Source organism: Mycobacterium sp. Marseille-P9652 (assembly GCF_902652685.1).
Taxonomy (GTDB): Bacteria; Actinomycetota; Actinomycetes; order Mycobacteriales; family Mycobacteriaceae; genus Mycobacterium.
Genome location: NZ_CACRUY010000088.1, coordinates 1 through 13202, shown reverse-complemented (window position 1 = coordinate 13202; position 13202 = coordinate 1). Strand labels below are relative to the sequence as shown.

Sequence of the window (13202 nt, the reverse complement as noted above, 5' to 3'; positions counted from 1 at the left end):
CCCTGGCCGCCCGATCCGGCGCTGCCGTCGGCACCGCCCTGGCCCCCGGGGCTGAAGAGCCCGCCTTGGCCGCCGGCCCCACCGGCCGCGCCGTTGCCGCCGTCGCCCGCGTGGCCCCCGGCTGCGCCGGCGCTGCCTAGACCGCCCATGCCGCCGGTACCGCCGGCGCCGCCCTGGCCGCCCGCGCCGCCCTGGCCGAACAGCAGCCCGCCGTTGCCGCCGGCACCCCCGACGCCGCCGTTGCCGCCGGTTCCGCCCACGCCGCCGCTGCCGCCGTTGGTGCCCATGGTGCCGGTGACGCCGGTCGACCCGATCCCGCCTGCGCCGCCCATGCCGCCGCTGCCGAACAGTCCCGCGTTCCCGCCCCGGCCGCCGGCCTGCCCCGCCGCGCCGGACCCGCCGTTGCCGCCGTTGCCGATCAGCCACCCGCCGTCGCCGCCGGCCTGCCCGGTCCCGGGCGTGCCGTTGGTGCCGTTGCCGATCAGCGGGCGCCCGGTCAGGTCCTTGATCGGCGTGAACGGACTGGCCGCCAGGGCTTGCAGGTCCTGCTGCAGCACTCCCAGCGGGGAGGCGTTTGCCGCCTCGGTGGCCGCGTACGCGTTGCCGCCCGATTGCAGCAGTTGCACGAATTGCGCGTGGAACTGCGCGGATTGGGCGCTGAGCGCCTGGAACTCCTCGCCGAAGGTGCCGAACAGCCGCGCGATCGCCCCCGACACCTCGTCGCCGGCCGCCGACACGATTCCCGTCGTCGACGGCCCCGCGGTTGCCGTGGCCTGCCTGATCGCGTCCCCGATGCCGGTCAAGTCAGCGGACGCTGTGGCCAGAGCTTCAGGTGCTGCGAGGAAAAACGACATACGAGCTCCGTAACCATCGGTTTGTCAGGAGGGCGATTTGATACGAAATGTCTGCGCACGGGGCTGAACGCGTGATGGAAAGTTTGCTTTCGCGGCAATAGCTACCCGTTGAGAACGGATATTTTCGTGTCTGGGCTCGACGTCCTTCGGCCGCGTCCCATTGCGTTGGCGGGCACGGGCATCGGCCCGCGGGCGGCCGCCGTCCACAGCTGCGCGCCATCGCCCGATCGCTGCCTTCCCGACGACTCGACTGGACACAGCCGTCCAGGCAACGGCGGTTGTCGGATCACCGCCCGACGGGTGACCGGATGGCCATTGTCAGGTGGCCTGGCGGGATCTCGATCCGGGGCGGATTACTGCATTTTTTTGATGGCTTCCGGCGACTACTGCACACCGCCCCGCGGGGCGACGCGTCACCCGTCTGCGTCGCGCATCATCGCTGCGAGCGCCGAGCGTCCGCTCACCCCGGCCTTGGCGCTGGCGCGGTAGATGTGGCTCTCGACGGTCCGTACCGACAGGGACACCGCCTCGGCGATCTCCCGATTGGACAGCCCCTGCGCCACCAGCACCGCGATCTCCCGCTCTCGATTGGAAAACGCCGGTGTGAGAGAGGCCGCCTCGATCGCCGGGCTGGTCGCCCCGCCACATTGGTCCGCCAGCCGGTGCGCACGAGTCGCCGCGGTCATCGCGCTCCCGGGCCGGCCCGCCCGCCGGTGTGACGTCGCGGCCTGGCCGGCGGCGTCCGCGGCGGCGAGCAGGTCACCCATTGCCTCGAAATCCGTTGAGGCGCGGTCGAGTTCGCCGGCGTTGTCGGCGCTGAGGGCCGCCGCGTAGCGCGCCGCGACCGCGGCGCGCGGCCCTTGCACGTGCGTGGCCAACTCCGCCAGGCGGTCGGCCGCGTCGGTGTCGTCGAACTGCACCGCGGTTTGCAGGCAACAGACCTCGCGAGCGAATTGGTCGTGGTCGCGAGCGAAGTCGGCCGCTCGGCGGGCCAGGTGGCGCGCTTCGCTGTATCGCGAGCGGACCGCCGCCAGCCACGCTTCGGTCAGCATGTCGATGGTGGCCACATAGATGTAGGCCGGATGCTGATACATGCGCGCGGTCTTCATCGCCCGCTCGGCCCCGTCCGCGTCTCCGGAGCGTGCCAGCGCCTGCGCGCGCATGAGGTGAAACCGGTGAAAGCTGTTGACGACGTTGAAGTTGTTGGTCATGTCGTCGCCGATGTTCTCGGGCAGGAGCTCCAGTGCCGCGCCGAGGTCGCCTGCGGCCAGCCTCGCCATCCCCAGGATCTCCGAGGCCACGGCGCGCACGGCCGCCGGTTCGTTGCGCAGGGCGCGGCGGTGCCGCTCGGCCAGTTCGACGGCCTTTGCGATTTGTCCCGCCGCCGTCAGGGCGAACGTCAGGAACTCGGTCACCGGCTGCTGCAAGAACCTGCCCTGTTCGCTCAGATCGAGCGCCCAGGCGGCGTCACGCGCCTTCGCCATGGCCTGATCGAGTTGGCCGAGTTCGCCATGGGCGAGGCTCTCGGCCGCGTGGCCGACTGTCGTGCCGTACCCGTCGAGTCGGGAGTAGTCGACCTGCGCCATGGTCGCCAGCACGTCGCGCGGCCGGGCCGCCAGTGAGAGCTGGTTGGCGCGGAACACCAGCAGTTGGTGGCGGGGAACTCCGTGCGCATTGGCGAGCGCGTCCTCGATGAGTCGCCACGACCGCTCCGGAGAGCGCATGCCCCACAACAGGTTCGACGCCCGCATCACCACGTGGTTGATGAAGGCGGATTCGGTCGCTTCGTCAATCTCCACACCGTCGAGAACCTCAAGCGCCAGTTCCCCCTTCTCCATCATGAACAAGGAGTAGGCGAGGGGGACCCGCGCCTGCGCGCCGACGCCGGTAGCCGCGGCCGCGGCGAAGAGCCGCTCCGCGGTTTCGAAGTCCAGCAGCGAACTCGCGGCCGTGGCCGCCGACATCAGCACGTCCGGTTCCTGCGGGAGGTCGGATTCCAGCCAGAGCAGGCCCCGCTTGACGGCCTGCGCCGGACCTCCGCCCTCCTTCATCGCGGTGGCGACCTGCCCCCGCAGCCGCCGCAAACGCGCGGAGCCACAACGAGTGAGGCGGGCCTCGGCATACAGCGGATGACCGACGTAGACGTCGCCTCCGGAGATGCGGATGAGGTCGCGCTGCTCGGCGTCTTCGACGGCGTCCTGATTTGCCATCAGCCGCAGGAAATCCCACTCGACCGGTTCGGCCACGGCGACGAGGTCGACGACGTCCCGCACCTCGTCTGGAATTGCGCCGATCTGCGCGTCCAGCAGTTCGGCGAGGGTTCCGGAGACCTCGGTGACCCCATGCCAGCGCACGGCGCCGTCCCGGACGGTCATCCGTCCGGCCCGGTGCTCCTGTTCGACCAGCTGACGCAGGAACAAAACGTTGCCCCCCGTGAGGCGCCACAGCCGGTCCGCGCACGGCGGATCCGGGGCGGTGTCGAAGGCCGCCGTCAGCAGGGTCTCCGTCTCGCGGCGGGTCAGGGGTCCCAGGTCGCGTCGGCGCAACAGGCCGTCCTTCCACAGCGCCGTCACCGCGGCGGGGGCGGCCTCGCCGGCGCGGATGGTGAGGATCACCCCGGCGGACCGCGAGTGCACCAGGTGGTGCACGACGAGCGCGGACAACTCGTCCAGCAGATGGGCGTCGTCGACGAAGACCACGAGGCGATCGGGTCCCGTGCCGTCGGTCAAAGCGCCGATGACGTTGCGTGCCAACGTCAGTGGATCCCCTGCCGCAGTGTCGGCCCACTGCGAGAAGGCGCCGAGCGGGACCAGTCGGCTCGTTGCGGTGGCGGCGACAGTGCGAACGGTCCATCCGGCCTCCGATGCCGAACGCGCGATCTCCCGGGCCAGGCGCGACTTGCCGACTCCGGGTTGGCCGGCGATGGCGACCCCCAGTTCGGCGTCGTCGGTGATGCAGCGCGTGATCTCCCTGATCTCTTGATCGCGGCCGATCAAGGGCCAGTGGGGGCGCACACAAAAAAGGTTAGCCAGGCAAAGCGACTTCCGCACGGCAAACTCGACGATCGCCGCGCGGAACCGGATCCGAGTTTGCCAACCCGTCTGCTTTGGTCACGCTGCCGGACCGACCACCGCGCGTCGGCTCACCTCGGCCAGTGATCGCGCGCCCGACCACGTTAGCCAGTGGCTTTCGTCCCGGGAAGCGATCGGGCACGTCCCCCGATCAGTCGGAGATGCCCGCCTTCCTGGGCGCGTGCGAGCGGATCCACCGCCGCAGCTCCTCGGGCGGCAACGGGGGACTGTGCACGAAACCCTGGGTGATCGTGCAGCCGTAGCGCCGCAGCGCGTCCAGCGTGACCTGATCTTCCACGCCCTCGGCGACCAGGTCGGCCCCGAGGCTCTGCGCCAGGGCCACCGTGGAGCGCACGATGGCGACCGACCGCGGGTCCTGGGCCAGGCGCTCGACGAAGACCTTGTCCAGCTTCAGTTCGTCGACGGAGACGTCCTGCAGGCGTGCCAGCGACGACCAGCCCGTGCCGTAGTCGTCCAACGAGATGCGCACGCCCAGCACCTGCAGGGCGGCGACCGTGTTGCGCGATCGCGTCGAGTCGACGAGGGCGCTCTCGGTGATCTCGACGATCAGCGCGTCGGGGGGGAGCCCGTGGGTTTGCAGCAGTCGCTCGATGGTAACCGCCAGGTCGAGGTCGAGCAGATTGGCCGTCGAGAGATTGACCGCGACGTCCAGCGAGATGCCCTCGTCTCGCCAGTACCTGATCTGCTTGAGGGCGAGGTTGATCGTGCGGTTGGCGATCCGGCGGTTCAGGCCCGCCCGTTCGGCGGCGTGCAGGAACTCCTCGGGCAGGAGGAGCCCCCGGGTCGGATGCTGCCAGCGCAGCAGCGCTTCGACGCTGTGGACGCTGCCGTCGGCCGCGTTGACCTTGGGCTGGTAGTACAACCTCAGCTGGTCGTCGTCCACCGATGCGACGCGCAGATCCCGGATGAGGTCGGGATCGTTGCCGCCGTAGGCCTCGAACGCCGGCTCGTACACGACGACCTTGCTGCCCGCCGAATTGGCGTGCGGGATGGCCGTTTCGGCGCGGTTGAGCAGCTCCTGAGGATGGTCACAGTGGTCGGGGCACAGCGCGATGGCGGCGCGGGCGTCGACTCGCACCGTGATCGCGTCCAGCTCGAACGGTTCGCTCATCGCCTCCAGCGAGCGGCTCGCCTGGGCGCGCGCGGCGACGAGGTCGGAGCCCTCGGCCAGCAGGATGGCGAACTGGTCCTCGCTCACCCGCGCCAGGAGGTCGTCGCGGCGCACGCTGTGGGCGAGCCGATTCGCGATGCGGCACAGCAGTTCGGCGCTGAAATTGCGGCCGAGCGCCGTGGTGATCTCCTGGAACCCGCGCAGCTCCAGCAACAACAGCGCGCAGCACGCGCACTGCGTGCTCATGGTCGACGGCTCGTCGGTGCAACCGGACAGCGCCGTCAGGGCGGTCGCCAGCGAGCGCCGGTTGGGCAGCGCGGTCAGCTCGTCGGTCATGGCATGTTTGTGGCTCTCGGCCAGCAAGCTGACGTCGCGGAAGGTCACCGAGAACCGCGCGGCGACGGCGACCAGGGTCAGCGCCGCGAGCGTCGAGGCCAGTCGCGACGTGTGCCCCAGGGCGACCACTCCGAGCGCGAGCACGGTGCACGCCACCGGCACGCCGTAATAGCCGAGGGGCCGGCGCGGCGTGGGCACGGACGACGACCACGGCGCCCAGCTGGCCATCGCCACCAACAGCGACGAGGCGGGCCAGAGCGCGTCGAGCGTGGTGCCCACCCGGTACGTTCCCGCCGAGGTCTGGAACAGGTACACCGAGTCCGCGACCGCGAAGCCGGTCAGCCCGACGCCCAGCAGCACCCACCGAAAACCGTTGCGCCAGCCGACGATTGGCAGCATGCCCGCCGCCAGCGCCAGAAGGATCAGGTCGCCACACGGGTAGACCAGTCCCACGAGCACCGTCGCCGGCGCCCGCGCCGCGGCGGTATGGATGGGTCCGGCGGTCAGCGCCGCGGCCACGGCGGCGACCGCCAAGCCGCATACCAGGGTGTCAAAGCGGATGGGCAGCGGAACTTTCCGTAGTCGCGCCCGCATCAGGAGCAGCAGGCCGGCATAGACGAAGGGATAGAACGCCAGGTAGAGCGGGTCGGCCAGCGACGGCGTCTGCCCGTTCGGCACCCACAGGGCGTAGGTCACGTCGCCCATCGCCGACAGCGCCATGCCGGTCGCGACCAGCGCCCAGGCCAGGCGATCCGCCGCGACCCGGCCCGCCCGAACGGCGATCACCGCGGCCGCGAGCAGGTTCAGCGCCGAGTACAGGGACTTGGAGAACAGGACGCTCTGACTGGCGCTCGGGTGCAGCACGCTGGTCAGCGTGAAGGCGACAACGCCAATTGCCAAGAGAAGCAACGTAATCCGGATGACGGTCGGGGGCCAGCGGATGACGTTGGTCCCGTCGTGCGGTCGGTGCGCCGCCCGTGTCACGACGCCGTCGACGGGATGGGCGGCCGGCGCCTTGACCGGCGCGTCCCGTCCGACCCAGGCAACGTCACCGGCCGCCGGGCCCGGGGCCCACCCCTCGAGGGTCGACGCGTCCGGGTCGGCGGTCTGCGGGAAGGAGTACGACAGGGGCAGATCGGGCACGAAGCTCCGAACACAGTCTCCGCCTTCGCGTTTGGCCGTGTACATGGCGAGGTCGGCGTGCCGCAGGAGCTGGTCGACGGTGTAGGTCGATTCGGGGCTCGCCACCGTGAAGCCGACGCTCGGCCGCACGGATATGGGGACGCCCTCGATGAGGATCGGGGTGGCGAATGCCTCGAGAATCTGCTGTGCCGCCGCCCACGACTCGTCGACGGATCCGTCGAGCAGGACGGCGAATTCGTCGCCACCGAGGCGGGCAATGGTGCCCGTGTCACCCAGCGCCGCGGTGAGCCGTGCCGCGACCCGGGTGAGGAGCTCGTCCCCGGCGGGATGGCCCAGCGCGTCGTTGACGGCCTTGAAATCGTCGAGGTCGAGGCACAACACCGCGATGGGGCCGGGTTCGCGCCGACGGCGGGCGACGGCCTGCTCGAGCCGGTTGAGGAAGTAGGTCCGGTTGGCAAGCCCGGTCAGGCTGTCGCGGAACGCTTCTCGCGCGACCTCCGACAGCAGGCCCTGGTTCTCCACCAGCACGATGAACTGGCGGACGAGGACGGCGGCGACGAGGATCCCCAGCGCGGCGAGCATGGGCCCGTGCGCCATCAGCCCCACCGCGTGGCCCAATCCGACGGCGGCGGCGAGCAACAGCGGGAGGTACGGCAACCACAGCCGGGTCCGCGAGAGCATCTCCTCGCTCCGCGTCTCGACCGGCGTGTATTCGTTGACGCTCGACAGCGCGGCCAGCGCCAGCATCGCCAACCCCGCGACCCGGCCGACGTCGACGAGGTCACCGACGTGATAGCTGCCGATCCCCGTCTTGAAGACCATCGCGATGTCGGCGAGCATGATCGTGGCGACGCCTCCGGCGAGCAGGCTGCGGCTGGGCACCTGGCCGGGGCGCCCGCGGGACAGCATGAGGATTGCCGTCGTCAGCAGGATGACGTCGCTGAAGACTTCGGCGAGGGTCGTCACGCGCGTGTCGCTGTGCTGCCGCAGTTGTTTGTCGAGGACGAACACCCACGAGATGACGAACAGCGACGTGGCGAGGATGAGCCCGTCGAGCACCAGCCGGCGGGGACTGTGCCGCGACAGGCGCGACAACAAGACCAGCGAGGTCATGGCGCCGATCGGCCAAGCGAGCAGGACGACTTCGGCCACGGCCGGCTGGGTGGCGTGCTCCACCTCCGGCCGCACGTCGTACACCGCCCAAATGACCTCCCCGATGGCCCAGCCGAGCACCGCCACGCCGAGCGCCAGCCACCCGAATCGCTGCCGCCCGGAAGCGGAGTACGCGGCGTAGCCGGCGCATCCGGTGGTGACCAGGAGGCATACCACGGTGACGATTTCGTTGGCGGGCCGCGTCTGGTAGGGGCCCTGCCAGTCGAGGACGGAGGCGGCGACGATGGCCACGCATGCGGCGCCGTAAAACGTGGCGATCAGCCGACCGAGGGGCACCGGAACGCCGATCCGCCGCCAGGGATGCCCCATCCAGCGCTTCATATCCGCTCCAGCCGATCGCGCGGTCGGTGAATCACAACTCACGGCGCGTTACACGAGGAGAATAATCGCTTCCGACTCAGCGGGGCTTGAGAACGATCACCGGAATGGGGCGCGTCGTGCGCCGCTGGTAGCCGGTGTAGCGGTTGCTGTTGTTCGCGTTGACGAGCTGCCACAGCCGCGGATAGTCCGGATCGTCGGGCCCGACCGGCCGCGCGGTGACGGCCAGCCGCTTGGGCCCGACGTTGATGTCGCAGTCCGGGTGCGCCCGGAGGTTGTGGTACCACCCGGGGTAGCGCCGGGCGCCGGCGTTGGAGGCGACGATGAGGTAGGAATCGCCGTCGCGCGCGTACGTCAGCGTGTTGGTGCGCGGCTGCCCGGTCTTGGCGCCGATCGTGTGCAGCAGCAGGTTGGGTGGCATGCCCGGGAGGCGGTGTCCGATCCAGCCCCCGGTTTTCCGGTACACGGCGTCGTGCACCCGCAGGAAGCGGAGGGTGAGCTGTTCAGCCGAAAGACCGCTCATCGCTCAGTCCGCCTGACTCGCACGGACCAGGGCGTCACGCAGGATTCGCGCGGTCCCGTCCCGATCCGGGTCGCGGCGCAGCAGCATTCCCTTGGCGAACGACAGCTTGTCGCCGTCACGCCGCGGCAGCACGTGCAGGTGGATGTGGAACACCGTCTGGAAGGCGGCGCGCCCGTCGTTGATCGCCAGGTTGGTGGCGTCCGCCAGTTCGGTGGTGCGGGCGGCCCGCGCGATCCGCTGCCCGACGGCGGTCATCCCGGCCAGCGTCTCGGCCGGGGTGTCGGTGAGGTCGGTGGTGTGCGTCTTGGGCAGCACCAGCGTGTGGCCGCGGGTGAACGGGCGGATGTCGAGGATGGCCAGGTAGTCGTCGTCTTCGTAGATCCGGATGGCCGGGGCCTCCCCGGCGACGATCGCACAGAACACGCAGGACATGTTCCCCACGCTACTTGCCGCCCATGGCGCGGGATACGCTGCCGCAGTGGACGCTCGCGACGTGGCCTTCGCCGGTGCGGCCGCACAGGCGCGGATGCTCGCCGACGGCGAGCTCACCGCCCCGGAGCTGCTCGAGGTCTACCTGGACCGCATCCGGCGCCTCGACCACCAGCTCCGCTGCTACCGGGTGGTGCTGGCCGACAGCGCCCGCTACGAGGCCGCCGCGGCGCAGGACCGTCTCGACGCCGGCGAGCGGCTGCCGCTTCTCGGCGTGCCGGTCGCGATCAAGGACGACACCGATGTGGCCGGCGAGGTCACGGCGTACGGAAGCGGCGGCCACGGGCCCGCCCTGTCGACGGACTCCGAGGTGGTGCACCGGCTGCGCGCCGCTGGCGCCGTCATCATCGGCAAGACCAACGTCCCCGAGCTGATGATGCTGCCCTACACCGAGTCGCTGACGTTCGGGGCCACCCGCAACCCGTGGAACCTGCGCCGCACCCCCGGCGGCAGCAGCGGCGGGAGCGCCGCCGCGGTGGCCGCCGGGCTGGCCCCGCTGGCCCTGGGATCCGACGGCGGCGGCTCGATTCGCATTCCCGCGACGTGGTGCGGCCTGTTCGGCGTGAAGCCCCAGCGCGACCGGGTGTCGCTCGAGCCGCACGACAACGTGTGGTACGGGCTCAGCGTGAACGGCCCGCTGGCACGGTCGGTGCTCGACGCGGCGCTGTTCCTGGACGCGACGTCCACGGTGCCCGGGCCCGAGGGCGAGTTCGCCGCCGCCGCCGCGCGCGCGCCGGGAAAGCTGCGAATCGCATTGAGCACCAAGGTCCCAACTCCGCTTCCCGTGCGGGTGGGCAAGGCGCAACTGGCGGCCGTCGACCAGGCCGGCGCCCTCTTTCGCGAACTCGGCCACGAGGTCTTCGTGGCCGACCCCGAGTATCCGCCGTCGGCGATCCTTGCCAACTACTTCCCCCGCTACCTGCGCGGCATCAACGACGAGGCCGAAGCGCAGGCTCACCCCGAGCGGCTGGAACGGCGCACCCGCAACATCGCGCGCCTCGGCACCTTCTTCTCCGATCGGCGCATGACCTCCCTGCTCGAGGCGGAGGCGGCGCTGAGCGCCCGGATTCAGGCGATCTTCGACGACGCCGACGTCGTCGTCACGCCCGGCACGGCGACGGGACCCTCCCGCATCGGCGCCTACCAGCGCAGGGGCGCGGTGTCGACGATTCTCGCTGCGGCGCAACGGGTTCCGTATCAGCAGGTCTGGAATTTGACCGGGCAGCCGGTAGCGTCGGTGCCGTGGGACTTCGATGGCGACGCGCTGCCGATCTCGGTGCAACTCGTTGGCCGGCCGTTCGACGAGGCGACGCTGTTGTCGCTGGCCGCCCAGATCGAGACGGCGCGACCGTGGGCGCACCGCCGCCCACCGGTCTCCTAGGCGTTGCCGAGGCGGGCGAAAGTCTCTGCCCGCCAGGTTGTTCGGGCCGGCACCGTCATCACCGGGACAGTTTCGGTCGGCAGCGATCGCGCCGCGGGCGCGGGGCGCTGTACGTTCAGGTCGTGGAGGATACGGGCCGGGACGAGGTAGATAGCTTGCTCGAGGGGCTCGAGGGCGCCGCCCGGGCCGAGCGGGCGGAACTGGTGGAGTGGCTGCTCGAGCAGGGCGTCACCGCCGACGAGATCCGCGCCACCAACCCGCCGCTGCTGCTGGCCACCCGTCACCTCATCGGCGACGACGGGACGTACGTGTCGACGCGCGAGATCAGCGACACCTACGGCGTCGACCTGGGCTTGCTGCAGCGACTACAGCGCGCGATCGGGCTCGTCACGGTGGACGACCTGGATGCCGCGGTCCACATGCGCGCCGACGGTGAGGCCGCCGCCTACGCCCAGCGGTTCGTCGATCTGGGGCTCGACCCGGACCAGGTGGTGCTCGTGGTGCGGGTGCTGGCCGAGGGGCTGTCCCACGCGGCCGAGGTGATGCGCTACACGGCGCTTTCGGCGATCATGCATCCGGGCGCCTCCGAGGTCGATATCGCCAGGGCCTCAAAGGCGTTGGTGAGCCAGATCGCCCCGTTGCTCGGGCCGATGATCCGCGACATGCTCTTCATGCAGCTGCGGCACATGATGGAAAGCGAGGCGATCAACGCCGCCGAGCGCGCCGCGGGGCAACCCCTTCCGGGGGCACGGTGGGTCACCGTCGGGTTCGCCGATCTCGTGGGTTTCACCCGGATCGGCGAGGTGGTCTCGCCGGAAGAACTGGGGCAGCTGGCCAACCGGCTGGCCGACCTGGCCCGCGACATGACGGCGCCGCCGGTGCGGTTCATCAAGACGATCGGTGACGCGGTGATGTTCGTGAGCCCCGAACCCGAGCCATTGCTCGACGGGGTGCTCAAGCTGGTCGAGGCCGTCGACACCGACAACGACTTCCCCCGCCTGCGGGCGGGCCTGGCCTCGGGGATGGCGGTGAGCCGCGCCGGGGACTGGTTCGGCAGTCCCGTCAACGTCGCCAGCCGCGTCACCGGAGTGGCGCGGCCGGGGACCGTGCTGGCCGCGGATTCGGCCTGGGAGGCCGTCGGCGACGCCGGCCAGTTCGATGCGTCCTTCGCCGGTGCCCGCCGGCTGAAGGGCATCAAGAACGAGGTCAAGGTGTTCCGGGTCCGCCGGGTCGGCGGCTGACCGTAGACGTTAGGCAGGCCCGGGCGACTCGGGGGGCGTACGACTCCGTCATGCGCGTGTCGCACGCGGCCGGTTTCCTACCCAACTTCCGGCGCTTGGAATTGGTCGCTTCCGGGCCTGCTTCGGTACCAAAAATACATCGTTGAGCAGCGCAGATCAACGGTTATCCCCGAGACGAAAAGGCTGTCGGGGCACACCGGCGATTCGCTCAGGGTGAAACCCCGTTCCATTGCACTTGTAACGGTGTAATCATGTAATTCATGAAAGCACATCACACACACAGGCGGTACGGGCGTCCGGGGGGTTGGCAGCAAGCGCAGCAACCCGACGCGAGTGGCGCAGCGGAATGGTTCGCCGGGCGTCTGCCCGAGACGTGGTTCGAGGGTGACCCCGAGGTGGTCGTCGACCGCGAGGAGATCACCGTGATCGGGAAACTCGCGGATACCGATCAGGGTGAGAGCGGGGAGCGCGCCGAAGGCCGGGTCGCGCGGTTCCGCGAAGAGACCCGGGCGGAGCGGATGCGCATCGCCGACGAGGCGCAGGATCGCTACGGCCGCAAGGTTTCCTGGGGCGTCGAGGTCGGGGCCGAACGAATCCTGTTCACGCACATCGCGGTTCCGGTGATGACTCGCCTCAAGCAACCCGAGCGGCAGGTGCTCGACACGTTGGTCGACGCGGGTGTCGCGCGGTCGCGCGCCGACGCGCTGGCCTGGACGGTCAAGCTGGTCGGTGAGCACACCGAGGAATGGCTGGCCAAGCTGCGCGAGGCCATGTCGGCGGTCGACGACCTGCGGGCGCAGGGTCCCGACCTGCCGTCGTAGCCCAATTCCCGGGCACGCCCGGGGAATTGGCTAGTCGTTGTTGATCTTTTCGGTGATCTTGTCGGCGATCTGCACACCCTGATCGCTGATGTGGTAGCCGCACGCGTTGACGTCGGCGATCACGTTGTTCGCCAGGCTCATCACGCGCTGGCACGCCCACCCGTCGGCGCCCTCCTGGGTCTGCATCAGCGAGATCTTCGGTGGGCTGCCGACGATTTGCGCGAACGTCCACCGGTACGTCTTGTTGTTGTTGGTCACGGTGACGGTCTTGCCGGCGCACCCATTCCACTTGTCCGCCAACTTCTGCAGCAACGCCTTCGCCTTGTCCGCGGACGGGAAGCCCACCACGGCCTGATTGACCCAGTGGTCGTTGTTGTCGCCGGGTTCGTAGGCCACCAGGCCGCTCATCCCCGAATAGCCGCTGCCCGCATACACCGGACTCTGGGTCGAATAGAGCGCGCTCTGGCAGTCCGGCAGGGAGATCGTCGCGGACGACGTGTCCATCGACGTGATCGGTTTGCCCGGTTCGATCGACGACGAGCCCATGATCGAGTTGATCGTCGAGGGATCGAGCAACATGGCGCTCAGACGATCGGGCGGAACCGGATCGGGCTGATGCACGGGTTCTGGGCGCAGCGCCCAGAAGACCGCCACCCCGCCGACCAGAAGCACGATGACCGCCGCGGCGGCGGCGATGAGGGGCCAGGGGTTGCGTTTGCG

Annotated in this window: 9 protein-coding genes; 3 read left to right on the top strand and 6 right to left on the bottom strand. The window is 70.0% G+C overall.

The window, feature by feature from the left end; all coding sequences use genetic code 11:
• The 5 genes from GPY60_RS25325 to GPY60_RS25305 form a co-directional block, all read right to left on the bottom strand.
• Positions 1 to 854, bottom strand: an 854-nt coding sequence (locus tag GPY60_RS25325; RefSeq protein WP_156690445.1) for a PE family protein, incomplete at its 3' end; no start/stop codon positions are given.
• A gap of 413 nt (positions 855 to 1267) precedes the next feature.
• Positions 1268 to 3868 (bottom strand): helix-turn-helix transcriptional regulator, encoded by a 2601-nt coding sequence (locus tag GPY60_RS27615; protein WP_156690444.1) that lies wholly within the window; start codon positions 3866 to 3868, stop codon positions 1268 to 1270.
• 208 nt (positions 3869 to 4076) lie between these two features.
• Positions 4077 to 8030, bottom strand: a complete 3954-nt coding sequence (locus tag GPY60_RS25315; RefSeq protein WP_156690443.1) for a bifunctional diguanylate cyclase/phosphodiesterase — start codon at positions 8028 to 8030, stop codon at positions 4077 to 4079.
• A 76-nt stretch (positions 8031 to 8106) separates the two neighbouring features.
• A complete protein-coding gene (locus GPY60_RS25310) occupies positions 8107 to 8550 on the bottom strand; it encodes a nitroreductase family deazaflavin-dependent oxidoreductase (RefSeq protein ID WP_156690442.1) in 444 nt (147 codons plus the stop codon).
• A 3-nt stretch (positions 8551 to 8553) separates the two neighbouring features.
• The gene (locus GPY60_RS25305; protein ID WP_156690441.1) at positions 8554 to 8982 is read right to left on the bottom strand and encodes an HIT family protein; all 429 of its coding nucleotides are present in this window, start codon (positions 8980 to 8982) and stop codon (positions 8554 to 8556) included.
• A gap of 46 nt (positions 8983 to 9028) precedes the next feature.
• Here GPY60_RS25305 and GPY60_RS25300 point away from each other — a divergent pair, with 46 nt between their 5' ends.
• From GPY60_RS25300 to GPY60_RS25290, 3 genes are all read left to right on the top strand, one after another.
• Positions 9029 to 10420, top strand: a complete 1392-nt coding sequence (locus GPY60_RS25300; RefSeq protein WP_156690440.1) for an amidase — start codon at positions 9029 to 9031, stop codon at positions 10418 to 10420.
• A gap of 122 nt (positions 10421 to 10542) precedes the next feature.
• On the top strand, positions 10543 to 11661 hold the full coding sequence (locus GPY60_RS25295) for an adenylate/guanylate cyclase domain-containing protein (RefSeq protein ID WP_156690439.1): 1119 nt from the start codon (positions 10543 to 10545) through the stop codon (positions 11659 to 11661).
• Positions 11662 to 11921: 260 nt separating this feature from the next.
• Positions 11922 to 12482, top strand: a complete 561-nt coding sequence (locus tag GPY60_RS25290) for a hypothetical protein (RefSeq protein ID WP_156690438.1) — start codon at positions 11922 to 11924, stop codon at positions 12480 to 12482.
• A 30-nt stretch (positions 12483 to 12512) separates the two neighbouring features.
• On the opposite strand, the gene GPY60_RS25285 is transcribed toward GPY60_RS25290, so the two are convergent.
• The coding region (locus tag GPY60_RS25285; protein ID WP_197283831.1) for a sensor domain-containing protein at positions 12513 to 13202 on the bottom strand (690 nt) is incomplete at its 5' end.